At 57.0% G+C, this 25,053-nt stretch carries 34 protein-coding genes and 1 pseudogene; 13 read left to right on the top strand and 22 right to left on the bottom strand.

Annotated features, from left to right (window positions below; genetic code table 11):
* Positions 1 to 16: 16 nt before the first annotated feature.
* The 6 genes from HQ945_RS08980 to HQ945_RS23120 form a co-directional block, all read right to left on the bottom strand.
* Entirely contained in the window at positions 17 to 166 is a 150-nt protein-coding gene (locus HQ945_RS08980; protein ID WP_174208012.1) for a hypothetical protein, read from the bottom strand.
* Between the two features lie 106 nt (positions 167 to 272).
* Positions 273 to 467, bottom strand: a complete 195-nt coding sequence (locus HQ945_RS08975; protein ID WP_174208011.1) for a hypothetical protein — start codon at positions 465 to 467, stop codon at positions 273 to 275.
* On the bottom strand, positions 467 to 664 hold the full coding sequence (locus HQ945_RS08970; RefSeq protein WP_174208010.1) for a hypothetical protein: 198 nt from the start codon (positions 662 to 664) through the stop codon (positions 467 to 469). Before HQ945_RS08970 ends, HQ945_RS08975 begins: the two co-directional genes overlap by 1 nt.
* Entirely contained in the window at positions 661 to 888 is a 228-nt protein-coding gene (locus tag HQ945_RS08965) for a hypothetical protein (protein ID WP_174208009.1), read from the bottom strand. The genes HQ945_RS08970 and HQ945_RS08965 overlap by 4 nt, the downstream gene beginning before the upstream one ends.
* Before the next feature lie 646 nt (positions 889 to 1,534).
* Positions 1,535 to 2,083: a hypothetical protein gene (locus HQ945_RS08960; RefSeq protein WP_174208008.1), complete on the bottom strand. Its 549-nt coding sequence runs from the start codon at positions 2,081 to 2,083 to the stop codon at positions 1,535 to 1,537.
* A gap of 240 nt (positions 2,084 to 2,323) precedes the next feature.
* Complete coding sequence (locus tag HQ945_RS23120; protein WP_174208007.1) at positions 2,324 to 3,130, bottom strand: S24 family peptidase; 807 nt, start codon at positions 3,128 to 3,130, stop codon at positions 2,324 to 2,326.
* A gap of 211 nt (positions 3,131 to 3,341) precedes the next feature.
* Here HQ945_RS23120 and HQ945_RS08950 point away from each other — a divergent pair, with 211 nt between their 5' ends.
* The 6 genes from HQ945_RS08950 (at position 3,342) to HQ945_RS22850 (ending at position 6,848) form a co-directional block, all read left to right on the top strand.
* Positions 3,342 to 3,530 (top strand): hypothetical protein, encoded by a 189-nt coding sequence (locus HQ945_RS08950; protein ID WP_174208006.1) that lies wholly within the window; start codon positions 3,342 to 3,344, stop codon positions 3,528 to 3,530.
* On the top strand, positions 3,527 to 3,703 hold the full coding sequence (locus HQ945_RS08945) for a hypothetical protein (protein WP_174208005.1): 177 nt from the start codon (positions 3,527 to 3,529) through the stop codon (positions 3,701 to 3,703). The genes HQ945_RS08950 and HQ945_RS08945 overlap by 4 nt, the downstream gene beginning before the upstream one ends.
* A gap of 121 nt (positions 3,704 to 3,824) precedes the next feature.
* A complete protein-coding gene (locus HQ945_RS08940) occupies positions 3,825 to 4,187 on the top strand; it encodes a hypothetical protein (protein WP_174208004.1) in 363 nt (120 codons plus the stop codon).
* 63 nt (positions 4,188 to 4,250) lie between these two features.
* Positions 4,251 to 4,802, top strand: a complete 552-nt coding sequence (locus tag HQ945_RS08935; RefSeq protein ID WP_174208003.1) for a hypothetical protein — start codon at positions 4,251 to 4,253, stop codon at positions 4,800 to 4,802.
* Positions 4,803 to 4,807: 5 nt separating this feature from the next.
* Entirely contained in the window at positions 4,808 to 5,428 is a 621-nt protein-coding gene (locus HQ945_RS08930) for a helix-turn-helix domain-containing protein (RefSeq protein WP_174208002.1), read from the top strand.
* A gap of 109 nt (positions 5,429 to 5,537) precedes the next feature.
* A complete protein-coding gene (locus HQ945_RS22850; RefSeq protein ID WP_246272626.1) occupies positions 5,538 to 6,848 on the top strand; it encodes a DUF1254 domain-containing protein in 1,311 nt (436 codons plus the stop codon).
* Positions 6,849 to 6,878: 30 nt separating this feature from the next.
* Here HQ945_RS22850 and HQ945_RS08920 read toward each other — a convergent pair whose 3' ends face one another.
* On the bottom strand, positions 6,879 to 7,217 hold the full coding sequence (locus HQ945_RS08920; RefSeq protein WP_246272625.1) for a DUF982 domain-containing protein: 339 nt from the start codon (positions 7,215 to 7,217) through the stop codon (positions 6,879 to 6,881).
* A 115-nt stretch (positions 7,218 to 7,332) separates the two neighbouring features.
* Here HQ945_RS08920 and HQ945_RS08915 point away from each other — a divergent pair, with 115 nt between their 5' ends.
* Positions 7,333 to 7,569, top strand: a complete 237-nt coding sequence (locus tag HQ945_RS08915; RefSeq protein WP_174208000.1) for a DUF6894 family protein — start codon at positions 7,333 to 7,335, stop codon at positions 7,567 to 7,569.
* A 263-nt stretch (positions 7,570 to 7,832) separates the two neighbouring features.
* On the opposite strand, the gene HQ945_RS08910 is transcribed toward HQ945_RS08915, so the two are convergent.
* From HQ945_RS08910 to HQ945_RS22845, 4 genes are all read right to left on the bottom strand, one after another.
* Entirely contained in the window at positions 7,833 to 8,057 is a 225-nt protein-coding gene (locus HQ945_RS08910) for a hypothetical protein (protein ID WP_174207999.1), read from the bottom strand.
* Positions 8,047 to 8,289 (bottom strand): hypothetical protein, encoded by a 243-nt coding sequence (locus HQ945_RS08905; protein WP_174207998.1) that lies wholly within the window; start codon positions 8,287 to 8,289, stop codon positions 8,047 to 8,049. The genes HQ945_RS08910 and HQ945_RS08905 overlap by 11 nt, the downstream gene beginning before the upstream one ends.
* Positions 8,290 to 8,826: 537 nt before the next feature.
* Positions 8,827 to 9,090, bottom strand: a complete 264-nt coding sequence (locus HQ945_RS08900) for a hypothetical protein (RefSeq protein ID WP_174207997.1) — start codon at positions 9,088 to 9,090, stop codon at positions 8,827 to 8,829.
* Positions 9,091 to 9,159: 69 nt separating this feature from the next.
* Positions 9,160 to 9,666: a helix-turn-helix domain-containing protein gene (locus HQ945_RS22845; RefSeq protein WP_246272624.1), complete on the bottom strand. Its 507-nt coding sequence runs from the start codon at positions 9,664 to 9,666 to the stop codon at positions 9,160 to 9,162.
* Positions 9,667 to 10,644: 978 nt separating this feature from the next.
* Here HQ945_RS22845 and HQ945_RS08890 point away from each other — a divergent pair.
* Positions 10,645 to 11,280 (top strand): cysteine hydrolase family protein, encoded by a 636-nt coding sequence (locus HQ945_RS08890; protein WP_174207996.1) that lies wholly within the window; start codon positions 10,645 to 10,647, stop codon positions 11,278 to 11,280.
* A gap of 412 nt (positions 11,281 to 11,692) precedes the next feature.
* On the opposite strand, the gene HQ945_RS23030 is transcribed toward HQ945_RS08890, so the two are convergent.
* Both HQ945_RS23030 and HQ945_RS08885 read right to left on the bottom strand, forming a co-directional pair.
* Positions 11,693 to 11,818 carry a hypothetical protein gene (locus HQ945_RS23030; protein WP_281358731.1) on the bottom strand — a complete coding sequence of 42 codons (126 nt, stop codon included), beginning with the start codon at positions 11,816 to 11,818 and terminating at the stop codon, positions 11,693 to 11,695.
* 165 nt (positions 11,819 to 11,983) lie between these two features.
* Positions 11,984 to 12,364, bottom strand: coding sequence for a low affinity iron permease family protein (locus HQ945_RS08885; RefSeq protein WP_174207995.1), 381 nt, complete (start codon positions 12,362 to 12,364; stop codon positions 11,984 to 11,986).
* A 109-nt stretch (positions 12,365 to 12,473) separates the two neighbouring features.
* Between HQ945_RS08885 and HQ945_RS08880 the strand changes: the two genes are divergently transcribed.
* From HQ945_RS08880 to HQ945_RS08865, 4 genes are all read left to right on the top strand, one after another.
* A complete protein-coding gene (locus HQ945_RS08880; protein WP_174207994.1) occupies positions 12,474 to 12,968 on the top strand; it encodes a DUF892 family protein in 495 nt (164 codons plus the stop codon).
* Positions 12,969 to 13,048: 80 nt separating this feature from the next.
* The gene (locus tag HQ945_RS08875) at positions 13,049 to 13,621 is read left to right on the top strand and encodes a sigma-70 family RNA polymerase sigma factor (protein WP_174207993.1); all 573 of its coding nucleotides are present in this window, start codon (positions 13,049 to 13,051) and stop codon (positions 13,619 to 13,621) included.
* Positions 13,622 to 13,743: 122 nt separating this feature from the next.
* Positions 13,744 to 13,881 carry a hypothetical protein gene (locus tag HQ945_RS08870; RefSeq protein WP_174207992.1) on the top strand — a complete coding sequence of 46 codons (138 nt, stop codon included), beginning with the start codon at positions 13,744 to 13,746 and terminating at the stop codon, positions 13,879 to 13,881.
* A gap of 53 nt (positions 13,882 to 13,934) precedes the next feature.
* Positions 13,935 to 14,846, top strand: a complete 912-nt coding sequence (locus HQ945_RS08865) for a c-type cytochrome (RefSeq protein WP_174207991.1) — start codon at positions 13,935 to 13,937, stop codon at positions 14,844 to 14,846.
* Positions 14,847 to 14,848: 2 nt separating this feature from the next.
* Here the strand turns inward: HQ945_RS08865 and HQ945_RS08860 are convergent, their stop codons facing one another.
* The 9 genes and pseudogenes from HQ945_RS08860 to HQ945_RS08820 form a co-directional block, all read right to left on the bottom strand.
* On the bottom strand, positions 14,849 to 15,265 hold the full coding sequence (locus HQ945_RS08860) for a c-type cytochrome (RefSeq protein ID WP_174207990.1): 417 nt from the start codon (positions 15,263 to 15,265) through the stop codon (positions 14,849 to 14,851).
* On the bottom strand, positions 15,258 to 16,115 hold the full coding sequence (locus HQ945_RS08855) for a cytochrome c oxidase assembly protein (RefSeq protein ID WP_246272623.1): 858 nt from the start codon (positions 16,113 to 16,115) through the stop codon (positions 15,258 to 15,260). Before HQ945_RS08855 ends, HQ945_RS08860 begins: the two co-directional genes overlap by 8 nt.
* Before the next feature lie 313 nt (positions 16,116 to 16,428).
* Positions 16,429 to 17,031, bottom strand: coding sequence for a cytochrome c oxidase subunit 3 (locus tag HQ945_RS08850; protein WP_174207988.1), 603 nt, complete (start codon positions 17,029 to 17,031; stop codon positions 16,429 to 16,431).
* On the bottom strand, positions 17,028 to 18,941 hold the full coding sequence (gene ctaD, locus HQ945_RS08845) for a cytochrome c oxidase subunit I (protein WP_174207987.1): 1,914 nt from the start codon (positions 18,939 to 18,941) through the stop codon (positions 17,028 to 17,030). The genes HQ945_RS08850 and ctaD overlap by 4 nt, the downstream gene beginning before the upstream one ends.
* Positions 18,938 to 19,927 (bottom strand): cytochrome c oxidase subunit II, encoded by a 990-nt coding sequence (coxB, locus tag HQ945_RS08840; protein ID WP_246272622.1) that lies wholly within the window; start codon positions 19,925 to 19,927, stop codon positions 18,938 to 18,940. The genes ctaD and coxB overlap by 4 nt, the downstream gene beginning before the upstream one ends.
* Complete coding sequence (locus HQ945_RS08835) at positions 19,924 to 20,520, bottom strand: c-type cytochrome (protein WP_174207986.1); 597 nt, start codon at positions 20,518 to 20,520, stop codon at positions 19,924 to 19,926. The genes coxB and HQ945_RS08835 overlap by 4 nt, the downstream gene beginning before the upstream one ends.
* A 21-nt stretch (positions 20,521 to 20,541) precedes the next feature.
* Positions 20,542 to 22,938, bottom strand: coding sequence for an FdhF/YdeP family oxidoreductase (locus HQ945_RS08830; protein WP_174207985.1), 2,397 nt, complete (start codon positions 22,936 to 22,938; stop codon positions 20,542 to 20,544).
* A gap of 460 nt (positions 22,939 to 23,398) precedes the next feature.
* Positions 23,399 to 24,070, bottom strand: a pseudogene (locus tag HQ945_RS08825) (SOS response-associated peptidase).
* A 302-nt stretch (positions 24,071 to 24,372) separates the two neighbouring features.
* Entirely contained in the window at positions 24,373 to 24,627 is a 255-nt protein-coding gene (locus HQ945_RS08820; RefSeq protein ID WP_174207984.1) for a hypothetical protein, read from the bottom strand.
* Positions 24,628 to 24,697: 70 nt separating this feature from the next.
* Between HQ945_RS08820 and HQ945_RS08815 the strand changes: the two genes are divergently transcribed.
* Positions 24,698 to 25,036: a hypothetical protein gene (locus tag HQ945_RS08815; RefSeq protein ID WP_174207983.1), complete on the top strand. Its 339-nt coding sequence runs from the start codon at positions 24,698 to 24,700 to the stop codon at positions 25,034 to 25,036.
* The last annotated feature ends 17 nt before the right edge of the window (positions 25,037 to 25,053 follow it).

Genomic DNA, 25,053 nt, shown 5'->3' with positions numbered 1-25,053 from the left:
TTTTCGGCGCGGTGGCTTACGGCATCTTCACCAGCGAGCCGGCGATGAAGCAGAGCCCCATGACCGCAATCGCGATGTGAAAGCACCATGCTACGCGGTGGGCGCGGTTCTCTCTGATTTCGTGGATAAGGATGCGATCGTGCTGCTGCTCGAACCGGCGGTTCATTGGTCGATCTCCATTTTTGTAGCTTCGTAAGCCGCGTCCACGTCGCCTGCGAAAACAACCGCAGGGAACAGACCGGCGAGGGCGATAAGGATTGCGAGGAGTTCCATCAGTGGGTGCTCCTCGATGCGAGTTCGTCAGTCCATTCGAGAAACATGCGGTGCAGATCGACGCGCAGGTTTTTGTCCAATGGATGCTGGAGAAGGACGGCGACCGCCTCGATACGTTCAGCTAGGCCGCTCTGTTCGCTGCTGATGACCTGTTCCATCATTTCGCGTTCGCGTAGAAACCTCTGCATGGCCATCAAAGCGCGCTCCTCTTTTCTTCGAGGTGACGCAGGTGACGGGTCCAACGCTCGATCTCGCGCTGACGCATGTACGGGTCAGACCGACGCTCTGCGATGTAGATACGGGCCTCGGCGTCGGCGATCTGATCTTCCAAGGAAGGCTCAACTGCCGCGTTGATCGCGTGAAACGCCGCATTGGCGAGAAGGGCGCTCATTTCTTCACCCCATCGAGAACCTGGCGCTCGCGATACCAGCCGGGGCAGAGCAATGGCCCGCCGCCGCTATTCGCAGTCGTGTTCCAAACATAGGTCTCGATGCACTTGTCATTGGCGTCGGGCTTGTAGTCGCCGATCGTCGAGCAGCCGCTCAACTGCAGCGAAGCAGTGACAGCGGCGACGATAAACGCCGTTCCTAAGAGGTATTGGTGAGGGTTGGTCATCGTCGGCCCCATGTGAGTTGATGGGCCTACAATAGTGGGAGATTTCCTACTGGTCAACGTAAAAGTGGGAAGTTTCCCATTTTTTTATTGACGCTAAGTCGCAATGGGGTTTATGCCTGCGAAATCACCGAATGCGTTTTGGTGGTCTCCATGGAACGCCTATCCTGAAAGGGACGGCCTCACGGCGAAGCGGACAAGTCTGCAACGCAGGTGCAGTAGGGGAGTGGTTTGCCGGTCCATGGCAGCGTCGAAGGCAAGGGACTCAAGCGGTCAACCGGCAATCAGGTTGAAGGGAAGGCGCGACGACAACGGGAGATCGGTCCCGGCGCATGAGGCTCACCAGCCAATAAAAGCCGACCATGATCCGCAGGTGGGACGGGCCGACATATGGCTTGGCGGGGATGCACGGATACCTCAGAATACTCAATCGAGTCCTGAAGACGTGTAGTTTCCTTGGGTCGGATTATTCCGGCTCCAAGGGATTACTACGCCGTTTCCTTAAAGCCTAATCGTTCCTGAGAAATCCCCTGAAGCGAGAAGAGATAGAAAGGAATGTTATGTGCATAGGTTTCAGAATTACCAAATGCGCGCGTACTCGCATCCGATATCTACAATTTAGAGGAAGAACTCAGATGTTAGGAATTATTCAATCGGCGGCAATGCTATTTTCTGCATCCAGTGCTCTTGTTATAGCGATCGTGGTTCGCCGTTGGACGGCTTCCATTGAAACGAGAGTCAAGCGCATGGACAAAATTCTTGATCGACTGGATGGCTGAACAAAAAGTAGCAGGTCTTGGCGTTGTCGTTCGCCTTCGCCCCACCTGGTACCCTTCGATCCTCTGGGGCCTATTGAAACACTCATCGTGGTATTTCGATCAAATTTACTTCCATCAAGCGCATCAAAATCGACCATCCAATTTCCCATGTCATTGAATGATCCTACCAGGTTTTCAGCGACGAGGGTGGCTTCCTTGGGGGACTTAACCCTTAGAGACTCTGCCTTTAACCCTACATCGGATCGATTCAGAATTATGACGCTGAGTTTTATGATATGGCGATTGATCCGTTCCAGTTGGACTTCAACTGCTGGCCGATCGACCTGACTCTGTGTTCTATATACTCTCCACGCTATTATCGCGGCCGCAACCGCCGCGAGTGCGCTGACGACGGAAGCCCCAAAATTGAAGTACTCCAATTACTCCATCTCCGGCACGTGGCCGGACTGAAATAGTACCGTCGGCGGCCCGTATTCACCTACATCAGGTTGAGCGTCACGCGCCCAGGCGAGAACGCCGTCATGCTTGCCCGCTAACTCGCGAGCGCTGCGCATCGCGCGATCTTCACTGTCGAATTGCATAGCCTCAAAAGCAGGAACGAGGTCTCCCTCATCGGAGCGGTTAAAGGCCATAACGACTATGAGACGAACCGGGTCCATTTAGGCGCGCAGCTTCAATTGGCCTTGGACACCGCCTTGGCGATGCATGGACTTCACCATACGCCGAAGTTGATTGCCCCGAATCGTCACGTAGATTTCGCCAACCCAATCCAATTCTTGATTTTCAATGGGGTGGTCATTCCACGATTCCAACGTATAGCCGTTCTCGCCGCGACGAATAGTTTTGAGAAATCTTCGGCCGTCGCGCGTACGTACTGCAGCCTCTTCGCCGAGGAACGAGTCGGTCCCACGCTTCTGTTCCCGCCAAACAATGATCACGTCGCCCTCGTCATAACGGGGTAACATCGAAACGCCCTTCACTTGGAATGCAATCATGTCGCCAGGAAGCGGGATTTCTATATGGATTTGATCGAGACCTTCCGGAGGTGTCTGTTCAAAGTCAGGCTCGATCACAGCGCCCGCTCCAATGAACCCCATGAGACGTACATAGGAAGCGTGTTCGACCGGCTCGTCATCAGCCAGCAACACGCCTTGCATAAGCGCTTCTGGGTTGAGTTTTAACGCCCGCGCCAACGCCCCCATTTTGTCAGCTCGAACCGATTTCTTTTTGTCATCAACGATATCGCGAATGAAGGTTCGTTCAATGCCTGCAGCAGTGGCGGCCTCTACAGCGCCAACACCGAGTTGTTCCAAGCGGTTAACCACAATCGTTTTGAGATCCATGATGTCGCGACAATAGGAAATTTCCACATATTTTGTGAAATCGGAAATTTCCCCTTGATAGGTGGGAAGTTTCCCACTACGCTTTGGATATGGAAACAGAGCTTTCAAACAATCTTTTGTCACTGGCTTCGGCTTTCGGTGTGTCTCGCAGGATCGAGGAGAGCACCATCGGACGGCTTTGCGCCTCCGATGGCCGGTTCTTCACTCGTATTAGGGAAGGCAAGACCTTCACCGCGAAAAAGTACGACGAAGTTGTCTTGTGGTTCTCCGAGAATTGGCCAGACGGCGCGGAGTGGCCCACGTCTGTTTCTCGACCGGTTACGGAAGCGGCCGCATGAGTGACTCCTCGCAGAAGAAAATGGCGCGTGCCGCTGCAAAAGCGCCGGCCTGGCTCCGAACAGGAGCGGCGGCAAGGTTCGATCCGCAGGGCACGCGCGAGTTTCGTACCAAGCAACTCGGTACGTTCGGAGCGGCTTCTGACGTCCGCAAGATTGATCCTTCCGAATATGAGAATTCCAAATGATGACGTCGATCGCGCTCTATCTTTTAGGCGTTATCGGGGCCGCTTCTGCGGTGGGCAGGGACGCGCCTTACGGCCTGCGTGAAGGGGCAGTTGTCATTTGCTGGCCGCTGGCGGTGGCCGTAGCCACCGTTGCCGGGCTTTTCCATTTTGCTCGGGCGAGGTTCCGCCCGTGAAAACAATTCTAACTGCATCGGCTTTTGAGTTTGGCGACCGTTTGTCCGCTGCAGCTTCATCTCAGTTCCTTCCAAAAGTCCCATCCAGGTACGCCTCAGAACGTATCGAAGGATGGGAAGAATGTACGGCAAAAGAGTTTCCGAAAACGGAAAAAGGATTTCCGAGGACAGCATGAGTACAACCGCGTTAACCGAAGCAAAACAATGGGCTGATGCACTGATGGAAGCCGAATGGCGCGGTCGCAAGGACCGTGACGGGCCCGTCAGATACCGGCTTTCAAAGAAGACGGGCGTTCCCGAAAGCTATCTCTACCGACTTCAATACAAGACTGCAGAGATGAAGGACGTGGCCGGTTCAGTCTACCGGTCACTGATGCTCGCATACGAGGATATGTGCGAGCGAAATGAGAAGGCCGCCGACGCGATGCGCGAGCAGCGGCAGACACTAAGGATCACCAATGAGGCTCATCAAAAGTCTGCTTGAGCGGGCTCGAGAATGGCTGCTGCTCGAATGGGAGAAGCGGCAACAACGTAGAAGGGATTGAGCATGTCGACGACTGGACACAATTCGAAGGAACTCACCGAAACCGAACGGAAGGCTTTGTTCTTCCACCACATGCGCAAGCGCATCGCGCACAATGCAGTCATCGAGGAAGTGAACGCGGCGAAAAAGGCTGACGCCAAGCTCGCGCAGGCTGACAAGATCGTGGTCGGCGATCTCGATTACGCGATCAAGACACTCAACGCCGAAGACAAGATCACTGTTACCGATCGCTTCCTTGCTCACGGCGAGGTGCTGACATGGCTCAATGTCATTCCCGGCTTTCAGTCTGATCTTCTCCGCGATCGGGCGCCGGCGATCGAGCGTATCGAAGGCGAGGGCGAGCTTGCTGGTCTTGCTGGCAAGGATGCGATCAGCCCCTACGACAAGGGATCGAATGAGGATCTCGCCTGGCTGCGCGGCTGGGACAAGGGCCAAGCCATCATGCGCGACAACCTCCAGAGCGCGATGGAGAAAATCAACGCCAAGATGGCCGGCGAAGATGAAGACGACGCCGACGAGGCCGGTGATCCGGACTTCCCTGCTGCAGCCGAGTAATCCCCATGTTGAAATTAGGTTCAAGATTAGAAGCATCGCCCGCGTATCAGCGGGCGGTTGCCGCCCAGAGGGCCAAAGAGAGCGCGAAAGCTGCGCCGGGCTCGACAGGAGCCAAACTCCTCCCCATGCCTTCCGTAATGGGCAGGGTCATCAACCTCCCCATCAAAGCCACCAGCGCCGAGGTCGATGACGCAGCGGAGCGATGGCGGCTTTACACCTGGCTCCTCAATGCGGAGTACAATAGCGACAAGCCCAGCGGCGCAGCGATCGTTGAATTCAATGCTCGCAAGCACGGCCTCAAGGTCGACGACCTCAAAGGCGACCGCCGCATACGCACGATCGTCGAGGCAAAATACGACGCGATCGAGGATCTCCACCGCAAGCGTCCAGATTTGAGCCTCCCCGAGATTGGTCGGCTCTTGAACAAGGATCACACCACGGTCCTCCATGCCCTGCGCAAGCGAGGCCTCAAATACAAGCCTCGGCCTCAGTCATTTGATCCCGACAAGGCGCGCCGTCTCTACCAGTCCGGCCTGACAAACAATGAAGTGGCGATCGCGATGGATTTCGCCGTCGAGACTGTTCGTCGCGCGACGTCACCCATTGCTCGTCGAGGTGGACAATGAACGACAATCGCACGCCAATTCGAGCATGGGAGATTGTCGTTTTGCTGATCGCATCCGCAATTCTCGCCAGTCTTATCCTCCTCCCATATGTCGCGATCGAGATGCAGCTATGAACGCGCCTTCCGCACGCGGCCTGTTTCGCGCCACCGGCAAGAAGTCAAAGCCGGTTGTCCAGCGCAGTCTCGACGGCTCCTATGAAAAGGTTGAGCACCTCGAGCGCGAGACTGAGGATTTCTACCCGACGCCGCCAGAGCCGACCCGGGCACTCCTTCACGCCGAGATCGAGCGACTGCGTGACTTCCGCACCATAGCTGAGCCGGCCGCCGGCGACGGTGCCATGGTCCGCGAGATGGAAGCCCTTGGCCTGGACGTATTTGCGTCCGATCTGGTCGATCGCGGGTTCGGTGCGGTGATCAAAAATTTCTACGACTTCGCCCTCGAGACGTTCCCGTCATACGCGATCGTGACCAATCCACCATTCAACGAGTGTAACAGCCGTGATGGCAAGGGCCGTTGGATTTGGCACGCGCTGGAGACGCTGCAGGTCGAATATATGGCCCTCCTGATGAATTGGTCATGGCCCGGCGCTGGCGGCCACGAACGGCTCTGGGCGCAGCATCCGCCGGCGCGCGTCTACCTGATGCGCTGGAAGATCGATTTCACCGGGCAGGGCGCTCCGCCGATGCTGAATGCCTGGTTTGTCTGGGACGTCAAGCATAAGGGCGCGCCGCCGCAGGATAATGAGAGGGAGATACGCGCTAAGCTGGCTCGCATCGGCGTCGGTCCAGGCAAGACCTTCAACTTCAAGGAGCTGCCAGTGGAGCATAAGCTGGAGCTTGCCCTTGGCATGAAAGAGGGCCAGCGCAAGGTCGACGAGGCGGTCGCCAACGTTGGCAAAACAATCAATGGCTGGCGGGTTAGCGGTCTTCCCGGCGATAGCGCCCACTACAACGGGGACTGGTTAAAGCGCGCTGTCGCAGCGCAGGCCGGTATATATGGTAATGACCCGGAGGAGGCGACATATCCGTTCACCCGCGTCGACAGCGACGGGCAGACGCTCGACGGCAGCAAGCACAACTACACGCTGACGTTTCCGGCAGGACAACTGCCGCCGGTGAATTCATTCTGGTCGCTGACCATGTATGACGGCAAGTCCCAGCTCCTGATCGAAAACCCGATCAACCGCTATCTCATCAACTCGCCCATGCTGCCCGCTATGAAGACCAACGCGGATGGGTCGCTGACACTGCATATCCAGAACAAGTCTCCGGGCGCAGACAAGGAAGCGAACTGGCTGCCTGCTCCTGACGGGCCGATCTATTTGGTTATGCGGCTCTACTGGCCAAAGACAACGCCGCCTTCGGTGCTGCCGGCGGGCGAGGGGACCTGGGCGCCCCCTGGGATCGTAGTGAGTTCCTAAGTTTCAGATCGAAACGGAGTGGTGAGGCAGTCAGAGCGGCCGCGAGTTCATCGCCGGGCCGCCTTGCTTGCCCCATTTCGGGTCCGGCTTTCCGGTATAGGCCGGCCGCAGCGGTTGGGCCTCCATATAGATGCCGGCTTCTCTCGCGGCTTCGATAAAGGCAACACGCGCCACCGCGGCCGAACAACTGCCTTCAAGGCACTTCAGCAATATCTCGCGCGCCATAAGATGCTTCGGGCCAGCCTGATCTGGCCACTGTTCGAGCACGAACCTTGGGGCGTCATAAGCTGACGTACGCTGACCAGCTGGCCTGACTGCCGTCCGAACACCGGCACTCGCTGGGAATATCTTGTAATCCTCGTAATCCATGGCGGAAAATATAGGGCCGGTGTTTCGGGATTCCGAATCAATCAATTTGCTTATTCGGGGGAACTTTACCCTTATCGCTTGCTTTCACAGGCGTGCGACAGGGACAAAGAGGTAAATGCCACTTTTTCAATTCACTTTCCAAGAACAAGGGCAACTGGAAGAAGAGGTCGTACATTTGCCGTTTGCTGACCGCAAAGCAGCACTTGCAGCTGCAGCCGAGTCAGTATGGGACAATCTCACGGATAGAAAATTCAGGTCTCTTGACCCAATCGAGTTTATTGTTCGCGTCCACGATGAAGAGGATACCCTTGTGGGAACCGTTGCTGTGCGTTTCCAATCTACAGAAGAGTGATCTGCTGGTTATTGCTTATGCCTCCCAGGATGCCGGAGGGTCCGATGAAAAGCCCGCCGTTGCAAGTGCTCAACGACGAGCCATCTTGGATCAAGGAGCCGGCAGAGCATTCACCTCAAGCTGCACCGGGGCTTTCCTTTACCCGAAGTACCATCGAAGGCCCATTACGACGGCGACGCCCAAGAGAAGACCCAAGCCAAGCATTATGTTGGTTCGGTCTTTTGGGGGCTCTAATTTGCCATTTTGATCCAGGCGATGTTGCATCAGTCCTTGCGCACGATCTGGCCATCGCTCATTTCGAACACGCCATTCTGCCCGCCCTGACCGTCGAACGATGAGACAAGCTCGCTCCATGTGCCGAGGAGCGCGTCGCAACGGCTGCAGCGGATCAGCGTGAAACTATCGACGTCATGCGGGATGCGAAGGTAAATGGTGCCGCAATTCGGGCACGTCAATTCATGATCCAGGTATTTGGGATTACTGCTCATAGCGCCCCTCCCGACGGGCGACGATCGCCGAGGCCAGCCGTTCCACGCTGGCGGCCGCATATGCCAAGGCGGCCTCGTCACGCAGTCCGCGATCAAAGAACAGTATGACGCGCCGGGCGAGGCGGTCCGCATTTTCGTGTGAAGAAGGACTGCGTCCGAGTGCTTCAGAGGCGGCAAGATGTGCTGCCTGCATCAGGCGCCATTCGTCAGCGGTATAATAGAGTTTTCGCATTCTGTGGGGTATGAGACGGACTCCACTTTGCCGGGTTAGGCGGGAGCACATCGCATCTCTCTAGCACCAGCGGCCATTACATGCCTGGCGACGCCAATAGTCTACGCTCAATTCGGGCATTGGCGAGTCATTTGTAGGTGCGGTTGGGGCAGTGCAAAGGCAATTGAGGCATTATAGGGTGAGGCCCGACACCAGGTTGTACGCCGTAGTGCCGAGCCTCTTTTTCGGTGATGTCACTCCCCGAGTAGATGAAACAAGGCAGGTAGGGAGTTGTTCCGGGAAGCTGATATGAAAAGGGCGATGAACCACATGCCAGAAGCCCACCGCCCAGAATAAGCCCGGGCCTCGGGTGGCCATGAGCACGGACTTTACTGACGTGGATGGACGCCAGCCTACAGAAACCATGTAAAAGGGATGGGGTTCCCAGTCCAAAAGCGGACAATAATGTTGGCTACTAAACTGGAAAGCCCGCCATTGAACATTCAATGGCGGGCTCCCGGGGGTTGCAAGCATATTGGGCGAACTCGCAGTTTCATTTTATACCTGCGGAGGCAATGGGCCAAGCTGATTCCGAGCGCGGCGTCTCTCGCGCTCTTTGGCAAGTATCCGCTCGCGATTTTTGGCATACCACGCGTTTTGCTGCTCCCGATATTTCTCCGGATTTGCATCCCGCCACTGTTTTGCTCGCTCGGCTTCCTTGGCTTTCTTTTCGGGGGAAGCTGGGTTCTTGGCACGCCAGCTCCTCATCTTTTCGGCATTTTTCGCTTTGCGTAGGTCTTGTTCGATGACGCTGCTGCTCATGTCTTTCTCATCCGTCAAAGGACTTTTTTTTACTATCATCAAGAGCTTATCGCTACCGCTAGTTGCAGATCATTTTCTAGGCGTGGGTACGTTAAAACACGGTTCCACCTGTCGCTCTGGCCCTTCGATTGTGTGGGCATTGTCGTCGAAATACCGCCCCAACAATGCCATCGGATCGCGCTTGAGCGCGTGGCAAAGCGCAATCAACGTCGAAACGCTTATGCGGTTTGCGCCCCGCTCGTACTTTTGAATTTGCGTAGCCGAAACGCCGATGGCGCCGCCGAGGCGCTGTTGGCTCATACCGCCGGCTAATCGCAGAGCTTTTAACTTCTGTCCAAGTTCTTGGTCGATGAGGTCGTGATGCATGCTTAGTCGTCTGCCGATTTGCGCTGTAAGCGCTGCCTTTATTGTCACTTGAATATTACGCCAGTTTCTTTCCAGCATCCATGCTGGAACCGCTCTCACGATATCCTCGCGCCATTTGTGCGTACTTCGGCAGCTTGGGTTTTTCAGGAATGATGGTCCTGCGCCGCTCATCCTTTCAGCACTCTTCGCATTCCGCAGGCCTTTATCCATCAGGGATCTCGGTCATGAATAGAATCTGCGGCAAGCGGCCGTTACGGCATGTTCGTGCGGGTCGGCTGCGGAAAATGCGAAAGGTAGCGACTTTCACGTCAACCGACGGGGCCCTGGGAGGCTGTCGGTAAGGCTATCGCGCTCTTCAAACCGCAGGAATGTGCAAACTCCTTCGCGGCATGCGGATATGATCCCTGATAAAGTGGACGTGCTCTAGCTGCTGCTTCACACGCACGTATGTTGAATCTTCGACGACTGTTTCCAACCGGGAATTTACCAAGTAGTTGACGGCAAGGATGGGAACTTGTGGGCTCGATCAGCAGCCGACCAAGTTGCCTGTCGAGCCCCGGCTGACGATAGCATGTCAGTGAATCTGGAGCTGCGTTTAGGAAATAATGTTCCCACTAACGAAGGAGACTTGGCGTCATTGCGTCTTGGAAGAATACCCGCATCCAAATCGCTTTTGCCGAGCTCCTCCGGATCTGTGTACGGTTCGCCATTTTCGGTGAGGTAGGAGCAGGTGCGGAAACCGCGATTGCGATAGTCTGCTCGATGGGGGCATTTCATTTCTTCTCGATGGGTACGGAGCCGCACCGACATCCTCCCTCGATCTCGTCCAGTACCATGGGATTTTCCAATTTTGGTTTACCGACCTCCTAACGTCGCGCGCACAAGTTCCACCACGGCGGTGGAACCATCAGGGTGTTAGGCGGTTATGCGGTAAATTTCACTTTTACCCTTCGAGAACCCGAAGCCGCGGCGCTAGACCGCAGGAGCGCCGTCATTAATGATCTAGTAGCGGTTCCCGTTATGGAGGTGACGATGCTAATGGAGGCCGTGGAAGCTGATGACGCAGACCACAAGGATAATGGTTAAGGAAACCATTGAGATTGGAAGCCCTTGTTTTGGCTGGTTCGCACCCATATTCATGGCTGCTGCCGCCCTCCGCATGCTGGTTAAAAATGCTTCTCTAGTGGGATGGCGACCGTGGCGAGCGGATTAAGATTTGGCCCCATCGATGCAGTGACAGTTCACCTTTGTGTCGACATGCAGGGCATTTTCCGAGGTCACAGTCCATGGGCCATGCCATGGTTCGACCGGGTCTTACCGCACATTGAAGCCTTGGTAGGCAAAGACCCCACGCGGACAGTGTTCACCCGGTTTGTTCCTCCGCGCAATGTACAAGATGCAGGTGGAACTTGGCTGCGCTATTATCAACGCTGGAATAACATGACCCTTGATAAACTTGGCGCCGGCCAGGTTGATATCGTTCCTGAGCTCGCGCGGCATGTTCCGCCCGCGCGGACCTTTGACAAGGTTGTGTATTCGCCTTGGCAATCCGGCGAACTGTTTTTGCACCTCAATCGCGGAGCGGTCCGCACCCTTATCGTAAGTGGCGGCGAAACAGATGTCTGTGTCCTCGCTTCGGTGCTTGGCGCAATTGATCTAGGCTTTCGAGTGATTGTGGCGAGCGACGCGGTTTGCAGTTCGTCGGATGCGGCTCATGACGCCATGCAGTTGTTTTACAGTCAACGCCTCTCGCAGCAAGTTGAGACCGCAGAAACGGAGGAAATCCTGGATTGTTGGAGTGGTTGTCCTCAGTCCCCGGTTTGATCGTTTGGCAACAGGCTATGATTCAGGCGAGCCGTGCGTGAGGTTGCGAGGATACCGATTTTCTCGCCTGGATGTTGATCGAAGTTGGCCATTCCGTACTTCTACAGGAGCCTCGCTCCAGGCTTCCCGCCGCCCAGATCAGATGGCGTTGCCAGATAATCGACGAATGCATGTATTACCTGTTGCTCAGCGACTTTGCGCTTGGCTACGACCCCATTCATTGCACTCGTGCGAAAGGGCGAATGCCCGAGCTGGAAATTGAAATACCAGTCTCCGTGCCGAGGCCCACCATAAATCCGATAGACCCGTCCCACGGCCATGCCACATGCGACTGCTATAAAGTCGTCGGGTCTACCGCGCTCGTCCGAATGCACCGCTTTCCATCTGATATTGACCACTGCGTCGATCAGTTTCATAGAAAATATGCAATGCCGGCCGCGATGGCCACACCAGCGAAAAACAACGCGCCGTACATCAAGGATGTTCGAAAATCAGGAGCGGGTCGCTTCGCGTTATATTCGTCATAGGCTTTTGGCATGGCAATAAGTCCTCCTTTAGCACGAGCCAAGTTCCCCAGGGTTTCGAGCGAGCTCTCGCTCTGGGTGATTAGCGACAACGAAACATAGATTTTATTGTTCCGTGCTGAAGCGGACGAGTGTCGCGCGCTGGCATGTAGCCGCCGGCCCGCTCGAATGAGGGCGGTTTACGCTGCGAGCTTCTCATCCGCATCTGCTTTTCTTGCGGCGGCTTCGCATTGATCCCGAAATCGGTAGACTTCGTCTTCCGTCAAATGTTCAATCCCGATGAACGAATTGAGAGCATCGCTCGTCCGCAAAATTTCATCGAGTTTGGCTTGAATGGCGGCACCGTCGCGGTTCTGGGTGTTTTGAATCAGAAACACCATGAGAAAGGTGATGATGGTGGTGCTGGTATTGATGATGAGCTGCCAAGTTTCAGAGAAGTCAAAAAAAGGCCCGCTGATTGCCCAGACCAAGACTAGAAACAGACACGTAATAAAAGTAAGGGGTCGGCCGGACACATGCGCCACTAAAGTGGCGGCCTTGTTGAACCATTTATGATGCAAGCTCCTCTAGCAACGACCTTCTGAGGATTTTGGTTCCGGTGGAACCTTATGGGCTTGTGCACCTTAAGGGACTGCAACTTGCGGTAATTAACAAAGAGGAGATTTCGCCGTGGCTGACAAGACCCTGGAAACGCTGTTTCATGAAACGCTGAAAGACATCTACTACGCTGAACGAAAAATTCTGAAGGCTTTGCCAAAAATGGCGAAGGCCGCATCTTCTCCCGAGCTCAGAGCTGCGTTCGAAAAACATCGCGAAGAAACCGAAGGCCAAGTGGAACGGTTGCAGGGGGTATTTGAAGCTCTTGGCAAACGCCCGCAGGGTAAAACCTGCGAGGCCATTGAAGGCATTATCGCCGAAGGCGAAGAGATAATGGAAGAATTCAAGGGTCAACCAGCCCTTGATGCAGGCTTGGCTTCGGCCGCCCAGGCCGTTGAACACTACGAAATTGCCCGCTACGGGACTTTGGCGAGATGGGCGGAAGAGCTGGGGCTGGCCGATGCCCAAGCGCTCCTGGTGGCAACGCTCGAAGAAGAAGAAGCCACCGATCAGGCCCTGACGGCCCTTGCCGAAAGCAGCCTCAACGCTGCCGCCAGAGCAGCATAGTTAGAAATTGCGATCTTGACTGCACCTAACAGTCAGGATCGCAGCGGAGCGAAATCCATCGCACCGATTGGGAGAAGGACATGGACCACGCTGCGCCGGAAAACTTTCCGACCTCCAAAAAGGAAATGCTCGCTGCTATTCCGGCGTTGCGCCGATTTTCCCGTACTTTTCACAAATCACAGCCGGCCGCCGACGATCTGGTTCAGGAGACATTGGTGCGCGCCTGGCATGCGCTCGATCGATACCAGCCCGGAACCAGCATGAACGCATGGCTTTTCACCATCATGCGCAACGTCTTCATTACGGATTATAGAATACGCGCCCGGGAGACGACGGGATTTACGACAGATATTGCCGAGTATCAAGGCGCACAAGCTGCGCCGCAGGAGTGGAGACTCCGAGCCCGCGACGTGCAAACGGCCCTCCATAGCCTTCCAACAGAACAGCGCATAGCCATCGTTCTATGCTGCGTCCTCGGTCACAGTTATCAAGAAGTGGCGGATATATGCGCCTGTGAAATCGGGACCATCAAAAGCCGGATCAGTCGGGGTAAACTCACTCTTTTGGCATTACTCGGCGAGGAGAGCCGGCTATCAGTCCTCGAAACCGATTATCGTTCTTCGACTGCAGCAGCCATCAATGCCTTTGCCTAGCATGCCCGGAAAGAAAATGGGCTCGGAAAAGACGGGGGCGCAACTCCGAGGCGTTGCCGACGCGCGATGGCGGAACTATCATTTCTGGCCTCAGTTAGCTTTGATCAAAGGAGGAAGTGAGCATGGTTTTAAATTCATCAAAGCACGGCGTTAAGGGCCCGGATCAATCGCCATCCAAGGACTTTGATGCCAACGGCGAAAGCAACAGCGACCCGGAGGCTAAAAGGGTTTCTGATGTTTTCACGACCAAAGACGCCTGATCTTGTCACAATCAGGAACTTCGCGACCTCGGGCTGAAAATGGCATACTCCCCATGCCAGGGAAAATTGCTCTCGTAATCATTTTCTGCGCGGGCGCCGCGATCACTACCGCGTGGTATGTAACTGCAGCCCGGCCGCCGTTCTCAGAAGGCGATTGGCAGTTCAAGGGCAGCGGAGACGTCGCGCGCGGGCAGCTAATTTTCGCGGCCGGCGATTGCGCTTCCTGCCACGCAACACCGGGGCAATCCGATCGGCTGAAACTCGGCGGCGGCGTGGCGCTTGCCTCGCCATTCGGGACCTTTCGGCCGCCCAATATTTCTCCGGATACGGTGGACGGCATCGGTAGATGGACGGTGGTTGATATGGCGAACGCGCTCGTCGGGGGGGTGTCGCCGCAGCATGAGCACTATTATCCCGCTTTTCCCTACACGAGCTTCACTGGCATGACGATCGCCGACATCAAGGATCTCTATGCCTATCTCATGACCCTCCCTAAAGTCTCAGGACGCGTGCCGCCGCATGACCCGTCGATCCTGTTTCGCATCCGCCGATTCGTCGGGTTTTGGAAGCTCCTGTTTTTTCGCGAGGGCCAGTCAGTTGCACCACTGAGCGGCGACCCGGTCTACGATCGGGGCGCTTATCTTGTTGAGAGCATCTCTCACTGCGCCGAATGCCACTCGAGCCGGAATGTGTTGGGCGCCATCAAATCCGACACCCGGTTCGCCGGGGGTGTCGATCCCCAGGGTACGGGATTCGTGCCGAACATCACGCAGCTGGGCCTTGCTGAGTGGAACGAGCAAGACATTGCAACGATGCTAAAAACTGGCACTACGCCTGACCATGGCCGTGTCGGGTCATCAATGGCCGATGTCGTAACCAACACTGCCATGTTGGCTGAGAGCGACCGCCAGGCGATCGCACATTATATCAAAGCACTTGCGCCGATACCGACTGCACATCCCTGATCTCAGTGGCTGTAGAGATAGGCGGCGAGGTCCCTTGCTTCCTGCTCTGAGATGCCAGTGTTTGGCATCGCCGTCTGCGGCAAAAAGCTCTGCGGCGAAACGATCCATGCAACGAGGTTGTCGGGGCGGTTTTGGAGCACGCCAGCGATATAGACGTGCTTGGATAACCCGGTGAGTGGCGCGCCGGTCTGGCCGTCTGCACCGGGTACGCCTGGAATGGTGTGGCAACCCGTACAGCCATAGCGACGAAAAAGTGCGGGAGCGCGCGCCGGGTCGCCACCGGTCAGGGCGACAGCTGCGGCAACCGTTGTCTCGTGATCACGCACCATATTGGTTATAATCAGCGCGGCCAACCCAGCGAGGACGGCGGCGGCTATTCCGGCCGCTCGATGAAAGGCCGGAGCGAGAGCCTCAGGCATTTTGCGCTCCTTTCTCGCTTGAGCCGTGAATCCAGAGTGCCAGCATCGTCATTGCCGCGGCTGCATAGATGGTGCCGGCCGGCACCCACATGATCATGCCTGCCAATTGCTGATCCTCCAGAGGAGTCAGCCCCCAAGCAGACGCGGTTTGTGTCTGAGCGATATAGAGAACGCGCGGCGCCAGTGCCATCAAGGCCCCGAGAATGCTGGTATGAATCATCGTCAGAAAAAGGTGCCAGGTCGCCGCGCCGTGATTGCTTTTCCAGACGACTGCCCACCAGAAGAGAATTGCTGTTGCGAAAAAGCTGAGGTGCTGGAGGCGATGCATAGCAGTATTGGTCACGGCTGCATCGAACAGCAAGGGGTAATGCCAACCCCATATGGCGACGCCGTGAATTACGGTCGCGTTGATCGGTCCCGTGCACCAGGCCCACGACCGCCGGATGAGAGGAGATTGCATGGCAGCGCCCAAGTCGCGACGCGCCGGCCTCGGCAATCCCCATAGAAGGAACCCGACCGGCCTCGCAAGCACGATCAACGGTGCCGAGACGGCCATGAGGATCTCATGCTCGATCATATGAAAGGTAAAAAGGTGCTCTCCAAGCCAGTGGAGCGGAGTGATGAGAGCACCCGCCAAAGTCAGGATTCCGCCGCAGAAGAACAGGTCCTGCCAGTGCATCGGAAAGGAGCGGTGTGCCCGGCGAGAAAGCCTGATGCGTCCTGTGACATAGAGGAGACTGATCACGATAATCGGCCACACGATCCACGGATCGAACGTCCAGCCCAAGGTTGCCTCATGAGCATCATCACCATGCGCCATTGCCGGCGCCGCTATTATCAGAAAGATCATGGCGCTGATCACCGTTGACATGGATCCAGCAGCATTGAAGCCGCTCCCTGGAGTATCAGCACAAACAGGAATGTTGATGCGATCAGAAATCCCGAATCGACGATAAATCGCTCCGTCCTGCCGATGGGCTTAGGAGACAGACGAGATACAGCCACCCCCGCAATCGAAACGAACAAGAGTGCTGCACAAAAGGCGGGCGTCCAAGCCACCTGTTGTCGGCAATCGATATAGGGGGTGATCTGCCCCAGCTGCATTCCGACGGTCCAGGCCAGCAGTGGGACGGCAAGTCCGCCATGTCGCATTAAAGTTCTGGTCATAGGCGTGGTATCCAATAAAGGCAGACATACATTGGCAACCAAGTGGCCACCACGAAGTTCCAATACATCGCGTTGTCGCTGACATCCCCGTAGCGCCGCGGATTGTCGCCATGCTTGGAAAACATCAGGCAGGTCAGCACCAGCGTCTCGACCAGGTCGGTCAGAATATGCGTCGTATGAAGCCCAAGCATCACCCAGACGATCGAACCATAGGCATTTTGGTCCCACGAGATATGCATTGCTGGAAACTCGAGGACACGCAGAAACAGCGGCGCAACTCCCAGCAGGGACATAATGACCAGGCCGATGCGAACCTTCGCCAAATTCTGCTGACGTGCCCAGCGGGCAATCAGCATGTTGGGAAGCAGGCTGACTATGAGCAACGCCGTCAGACCTGATCCCGGCAGCAAATCAGGTGGCGGCGCATCCAACGGCCAGTGCGGTGCCAGGCTCATGAGGTAGAGGTAGACGACGATCGAAAGCGCGAAGCCGGTGCCCTCGATCAGCATAAAGGCGAGCGTTCCCCACCAGGTCAGGCTTGCGGTGCCAAGCCCGTGCGGGGGAAGCTTCGACAGATCAAGCACGACGGATCGATTCATGTGTCGTCCTCCGGAGTGCCCTTCGGCCAGAACCAGCCGATCAGGGCAATCGACACAGGGATCGATCCCCACACCACTGCCCATGGCGTGAAGATCGACCAGATCAACAACACCGTGGTTGCGAGAGCCGACCAGAGCGGCCAGATCGAATTTCCAGGTGATGACTCGCGCGCCTCCGGAAGCGCTTCGACGACGCTGGTGACGATCAGTTCGCGGCGGTCGACAGACAGGCCACCGGCAACGGAAAGCGTTTCGGAATTATTGGACAACGGTTCAAGGCTGCCGACCACCGGCAGTCGCGCGAAATTATACGGCAGCGGCGGTGACGATGTCGCCCATTCGAGTGTCGACGCGCCCCAGGGATTATCCGGCGCGGCCGGCCCTGAGGCCGCGCTGCGAATGGCGTCGATAAAAAACAGCAGGAAACCGGCCGCTAAGATGACGGCGCTCAGGCTGATGAACATGTTGAGTCCCGACCACGGCATTTCTGGCTGATAAGTATAGATGCGGCGGGGCATGCCCTGCAGCCCGAGGATATGCATCGGAAAGAAAGTCAGATTGAAGCCGGTAAAGATCAGGCCGAATGTCCAGCGACCGAGCGTCTCGCTCATCATCCGGCCGGTAATTTTCGGAAACCAGTAATAGATCGCCCCGAGAAGCGGAAAGACCGCGCCGCCCACCAGAACGTAATGGAAGTGAGCAACCACGAAATAGGTGTCGTGAACCTGCGTGTCGAACGGAACGGACGCCACCATCACGCCTGTCATCCCGCCGATGACGAATATCACCATGAAGCCGATGACGAACAGGAATGGCGTCTTGAACACCGGTCTGCCGGCCCACATCGTTGCCAGCCAGCAGAATATCTGCAGACCAGCGGGAATCGCGATTGCCATGCTCGACGCGGTGAAAAAGCTTTCGCCCAAGCGGGGAAGACCGGCGACGAACATATGATGCACCCAGAGCCCGAATGCCAGGACCCCTGTCGTAACCAAGGCCATCACCATGGCAAGATAGCCGAAGACAGGGCGTCGGGTGAAGGTCGCAACAATCGTCGAGACCATACCGACGGCCGGCAGGAAGATGATGTAGACCTCCGGATGGCCGAAGAACCAGAACAGGTGCTGCCACAGCAATACGTCGCCGCCTTCGGCCGGATTGAAGAAGTGCGTGCCGACCAGTCGGTCGAGGATCAAGGCAGTGCTTGCGATCATGATTGCCGGCATCGCCAGGATGATCAGAAACGATGTGACCAGCATCGACCAGACAAACAACGGGATCCGGTCAAGGGACATGCCCGGCGCCCGTTGTTTTAGCACGGTAACAACGATCTCGACGGCGACGGCCAGCGCGGAGACTTCTGTAAAGGTGATCATCTGCGCCCAGATGTCGGCGCGCTTTCCCGCGGCATATTGCGGCCCCGACAGTGGCACGTAGGCAAACCAGCCGACGTCCGGCCCGGTATCAACCGCAAAGGCGATCCACAACAGCAGTCCGCCGGCGAGATACATCCAGTAGGAAAACGCGTTAAGTCGCGGGAACGCGATGTTGCGGGTGCCAACCATCAGCGGCACGAGGTAGACGGCCATCGCCTCCATCACGGGCACGGCAAACAGGAACATCATGTTCGTGCCGTGCATGGTGAAGATCTGGTTGTAACGATCGGGGCCAATGAACCGGGCTTCGGGCTCGGACAGTTGCAGCCGCATCGCCAGCGCCAGGATCCCGCCGAGCGCCAGAAATATGAAGGCCGTATAGATGTAGCGACGTCCAATGATTTTATGGTCGACGGTCGAAAGTGCACCCCATAACCCCGTAGGCGTCGACCAGGTCTCTGAAAGACGGCGGTCGAGTTGCACCTCGTCCAGTGCCGTATCGCGCAGATCCTCGACTTCATCCCTGACGATCATTTGAGGCTCTCCATATAGGCGGAGATATCCCGCAGCTCGACGCTGGTGAGGGGAACCATCGGCATGTTGTTACCGGGCTTGAGTGTCTGCGGATCGGCAATCCACGCCGCAAGCGATCCGCGTGTGGTTTCGAGAAGTCCGGCCGCGATCGTCTGACGGCTTCCGATATGGGTCAGATCGGGGCCGGTAGTCCCCGCGGCAGACGTTCCGCGAACCGTATGGCAGGCAGCGCACGGCTTTGACAGGAACGCAGCCTTTCCGGCGGCAGCGTCCGCGTAGGTCGGCATCACGCTGTTTTCGCGTTGTGCTGCAATCCACCGCTGATAGTCCGCAGGCTCATCGGCGATGACCATCATTGCCATATGGGTATGCTGAAGTCCGCAAAATTCGGCGCATTGACCGCGATAGGTGCCGGGGCGTTCCGCCCTTAGGAGCAGACTGTTGCTGCGCCCCGGCACGAGGTCCTGTTTGCCGGCAAGGCTCGGCACCCAGAACGAATGCACGACATCGGCGCTTTCGAGCTGGATCTGAACATCCTGACCGACCGGGATATGGATTTCGTTGGCGGTCTGGAAGCTGAACGCCGGATTGGCGTCGGCGTAGATAACCTGCCACCACCATTGCTGCCCTCTGACGGTGATCGTCAGTGCGGTGTTTCCCGGCAGGCCGATGCTGCGGGTGGTGTAAAAGCTCGCGATCGTCAGAGCTGCGATGATGACAACCGTTGCTGCGACGGCACTGGACACGATGGTCGTCAAGGGCCGGTCACGGGGTGGGCCGCTGTCGCTGGACCGTTTTCGCAAGAGTGCCCAGCCGAGCACGATCATAACCAGCAGCCACACGACAGCGCAAACGACGGTTATGCCGATGATCAGATGCTCGACATGGATGGCGGGAGCGCCCTGGGAATTCAGTGCCGATTGGTTGCCGCTGCCGCCCGCGGCCGTAGCGGTGATCGACAGCAGAAGAACGAGCGCGGTTCTCAAGGGGAGGGCCCCTGGTCCGGGTGGACGCCGACCGGTCCTTCATCGAATAGGATTCTTGCTGGTGCCCGGTTCTCAGCCGGTCGCGTCTGACGGTCGTCCTTGCGACCCGTCGCCCCTACCTTGGCCGAATAGGCGCCGATGGTCTGGACATAGCCGGCCAATTGCCAGATCTCCTCGATCGTCATCCGGTCACGAAAGGCCGGCATGCCGTGCGGGCGACCGTCGCGGATTGACGCGACAATGGACACCATCTCAGGGCCGTAAAGCCACCAGCCATCGAGGAAGGAAGGACCTACGTTGCCACGTCCATCTCTGTGGCACGACGGACATCCAAACCAGTCATAGAGGCGCTGGCCCTGGCTGAGATTATAAGCATCGCTTTCGTAGAGTTTCCCTTCAGCAAAATAACTCTCAGGCGGCGCTCCGCTGATACCATTGGGCATCAGCCGCAAGTGGTCAAGATCGGCCGCAATAGGTGGATCGGTGCGGAGTTCCCGCGGCTGCCGAGCCCAGCCGAGAAACGCGCCCGCTACGACCAGCAGAACAAAGGTTGCCAGAAACGGCCATTTTGCTTTGTTTATCCCTCGGAACATAATGCGCCCATTCGGCCCCTTTCAATCACGCGGAATTTCTGCCGATCGGCTGAGACGTACCGGCAGGAGCTTGTAAGATGGCGTTTTTGACCTGGGATCATGGTGAGCCAGCGGAAACAGCGGGTTCGTCTCCGGATAATACGCGCCGCAGCAGCCCTTGGGAATATCGTATTGGACGATCCTCAACGCCGTGACTTTGCGAACTTTGTGCGCATCGATTGCGGTGGTTAGATCGACGCTCTCGCCATCGGCGAAGCCCAATCGGCTGATATCTTCCGGGTTCATGAAGACGATCTTCCGCGCACCCTCCACCCCGCGAAAGCGATCGCTGTACCCATAGATCGTGGTGTTGAATTGGTCGTTGGATCGAAGCGTCGCCAAATGGAGGACGTCAGTGCTCTTCGTTGTCGAAAATTCGGGAAACAGTTTTTCTGGCGTCAGGAAATTCGCCTTGCCGCTCTTAGTCACCCACTTGCGTTCACGCGCCGGAAGCGGCCTGACAAATCCGCCCCGCGTAAACAAGCGCTTGTTGAAATCCTTGAACGTCTCCGGATAGGTTTGCTCGATCGCATCACGGATCTCCGCGTAGTTCCCCACCCAACTATCCCAGGGCACCTTCGTTTCGCCGAGCGTCGCCTTTGCGATGCCGGCCACGATTGCCGGCTCGGAGAGAAGCTCAGGGCTTGCCGGTTTCGTTTTGCCCCGGGAGCCATGGAAATGGGCGATGGAACTCTCAATCGACACGGCCTGCGGACCGCTTGCCTGCTCATCCACTTCGATGCGGCCAAGACAGGGCAGCAGATAGGCAATTTCGCCATGGACGACATGGCTGCGATTGAGCTTGGTGGCGATCTGCACGCTCAGGCGCATCTTGCGCCACCCATCTTCCATAGCGGTGGTGTCGGGGACGGCTCTCAGGAAGTTGCCGCCGAGACTGATGAAGGCTCGCGATTGCCCGCTCATGATCGCCTCACACGTCTCGACCGTTGAGCGGCCCGTCCATCGGGGCGGTTCGAAGCCGTAGAGTTCAGAGAGCTTGTCGAGGGGCGCCAGGCCTGGCTTCTCGGTGATGCCGACGGTCCGCTGTCCCTGGACGTTGGAGTGACCGCGGACGGCACAGATGTTGGCCCCCGGTTTGCCGATATTGCCGCGCAACAGTGCCAGATTGCAGACCATGTGGACGTTCTGGACGCCCATGAGCTGTTGCGTCAGGCCCATGCCATAGACCATCATGACAGCATCGGATTTCGCGTAGGTGGCCGCTGCTTGCGTCATCTGATCCCGGCTGAGGCCCGAAATTCGCTCCAGTTCCTCCCACCGATGGCCGCGTGCGGCGTCGGCGAATTCCTCGAAACCGGTGGTGTGCTCCTTGATGAAGTCGTGATCGAGAACATGCTTCTTGTCGGCTGCGGCCATCGAGGCGGCAAAGGCGACCATCGCAGCGTTTTCCGGATCTTTTGGGCTCCCATCGTCGCCAGCGACACGGCTTTGATGAGAGGCTTTCAACGCATCGTCGGCTTCGATGAGCGCCTTACAAACGCCGAACAGGGCCGCGATATCACCGCCGTTGTTCACCTGGTAATATTCGGAGGAGATTTTCGTCTCCTTGCCCGTGAGCATCTGCGCCGGCGACTGCGGGTTGACGAAGCGTTCGAGGCCGCGTTCCCGCAACAGATTGAAGGTTACGATCTTGACGCCGCGATCGACTGCGTCTTGCAGATCATGGAGAAAACGCGGCGACGATGTGCCGACATTCTGAGCGATGTAGAAGATGCAGTCGGTATTCTGGAAGTCAGACAGAACGGCAGTGCCGACCGACGCGCCGATGCTTTCAGGCAACGCCACCGAAGAGCTCTCATGACACATGTTCGAACTGTCGGGCAAGTTATTGCTGCCGTACATACGGGCGAATAGCTGATACATGTAACTGGTTTCGAGCGATGCTCGGCCGGACGTGTAGAAATCGACCTGATGCGGGTCCAGGGCGCGCACTTCCCGACCGATCTCTGCGAACGCTTCGGCCCAGGCCACCGGGACATATTTATCCATGGCCTCGTCCCAGCGCATCGGATGAGTCAACCGACCCTGTTCCTCAAGGTTGTGGTCCGGCCAGCGTTCGAGTTCTCTAAGTGTATATTTATCGAAGAATTCTCGATCCGCACGTCGTGTTGTCACTTCCCAGGCCGTGGCCTTCGCGCCGTTCTCGCAGAATTCAAGCGGATGGGTTTTCGCAGGTTTTGCCCAGGCGCAACTCACACACATATAGCCTTCCGGCTTGTTTTGCGTCGACAGTAGCTTAGGCCCGCGCAGAGCGACATGCTCTTTCAGGGTGATCTCGGCGACGGATTTCGCAGAGCCCCATCCACCGGCGGGGCCAGAATAAGCTTTGATTTTGGCAGAACGCCTCTTTGATGTCATGGATGCCTCACGCGATACGACGAGGTGAACCATCCCGCTGGCGGCTCCTCGGCACACGATAACCTTCAATGTCGCAACATGTTCCAACCCGCGCCAGGAATGACGCTGGTATGAGGAGATGCTCTATCATCGAACTCGCCCTCGTTCATACCGCTCGTCATAATTGGGGCTCGAGCGGCTGCCTACCCGTTTGGTCCGGTCGAGCCCCTGCTGACGATCAGACGTCAGTCGATTGAGAACCATGTTCAGGTTAGAATGTTCCCACCAGTCGGGGAGACGGAGGAGCCAAGTCTCTACCGGGTGTGGGAAAAGGGCCGTGAGCTTCCCTATGCGAAGTCGCAATTCTCGAGCAACCGTGATGTTTTCGCACTACGACGAAAGCCGTTTTGTAAAGGCAAGCAGGGTGGTCACACAGCTAATTCTAACCGATCGGGAACATTTGGGCTTCCAGGTCCTGCAATTACAGCAATGACGGCTGCGCTGCTTCGGCAGCCGGTTGAGGCAGCAGGATCAACTGCTCGTCGGGCAGCGGACGCTGCAGTAAGCGCCTCCTCGGCGGGAGCATTCATCCAGACGTCGATTTCATCAGTGGTGGTGAGAATAACCGGCATTGCCTTTGGGTGAATGGGCGCAACGACGCTGTTGGCATCGGTAGTCAGGAAAGCAAAGATATCGGCCTGTACCGGGCCTTCCTTGTTCTTGCGGACGCTGTACCAGCTCGTCCAGATGCCGGCGAACCAGAAGAGCGGCTTTTCCTCGTTGAGCGCAAACCAATGAATAGGCTTTTTCTTGGTAGCGGGATCGGCGACCTCGCCATACTCCGAAAAGCTGGTCGCCGGAACGACGCAACGGTTTTCGGGACTAATCCACCGGCGCCAGTGTGAGGACGTCGGGTTGCGATGTTGGTCACCCCGCTATCGACCTCGGATTTCAGGTATTGCCGGGGCGTCGGCATACCCCAACGGGCGAGGGCAAGCTCGCGCTTACCGTCGGCGTTCGTGCGGCCGATCGGCGCGTGGTAGTCGGGGAAAATATCGATCTGCGGCGTCAAGCGGTTGGTAAGGTCGTGGATCGGCAGGAAGAGCTGCCGCATCGCTTCAAACGTGGTCGTGGCATTATAGAGATTGCACATCAGGCTGACTGGTCCCTGCAGATTAATGGACGATATCCGATCAATTACTTGGCGCAAGCATCGTCAGTCGCGCGGCCGATTGCTGGTGCCAAATTCGTTGCCGCGTCGCGTCCCGCACGCCCGCCAAACAAGCCTGCGGGAAATATCCTCGAGGATCACGTCAGCGCCGTAGCGTTTGGACAACGCGGATTTTTCAATCTGACCGATTTTGCCGCACTGAATGCAGTAGCCGAACAAATCATTCCACGCTGCAAGCTCCGAGAGCCGAGTCCTGTCCTTGATTGGCCGAAGATGCCGCTTCCTCATGGTCGCTTCGGTCCGAGGCTGCTCCATGGACGCCAACGGCTCTTCTTGCGGTCCTCGGGCGTGAGCCATTCCGCACACCAGGCAGCCTGAAATAACTCGGCATTCTCGCGGCTCGAAAAACAATAGACGCTGTAGTGGGCGGTTTCTTCATCGAAATAAAAATGATGGCCGAGGGTGGATGCGCCCAGCTGGGAGGCTTTGCCACTAATGGCCCAGAGATGCTTTCGCATCTTCGCATCGTTCTTCAGCATGACCTGGTGAAGACGATACCCTTGTGGGAACCGTTGCTGTACGTTTCCAAAGTACAGAAGAGTGACCTGCTTGTTACTGCTTATGGGCTCCCAGGATGCCGGAAAGGTAGCGGCCGCGGAAGTTGCCCGCGAGCTGGCGGATCAAACGGCCGCCGAGTTAAGGGCTCAAGTGTTGGCGCGGCATAGAGCTGAGTGGAATCCTGTCCGCGCGCTGCTCTATCGCGGCATACACGAGCGCAACGTCGATGTCGTTCGCTTGGCAAAGATCGCCGGGGAAACCCTCCAGCTCGTGCAGGTTGGCGAGACAAGGAGTTGGGGTTTGAACGAAGCCGCTCGAGGCGCCGACGCCGCGGGGGTAATCGTGGTCATCGATCGCGATGACGAGGCCGATGCTACGGGTGATGTATGAAAAGGAGATAAGGCCCG

It is taken from the genome of Phyllobacterium pellucidum (assembly GCF_013327855.1).
Taxonomy (GTDB): Bacteria; Pseudomonadota; Alphaproteobacteria; order Rhizobiales; family Rhizobiaceae; genus Phyllobacterium; species Phyllobacterium pellucidum.
The sequence above is the reverse complement of the archived record's forward strand: the minus strand, read 5'-3'. Positions and strand labels throughout refer to the sequence as shown.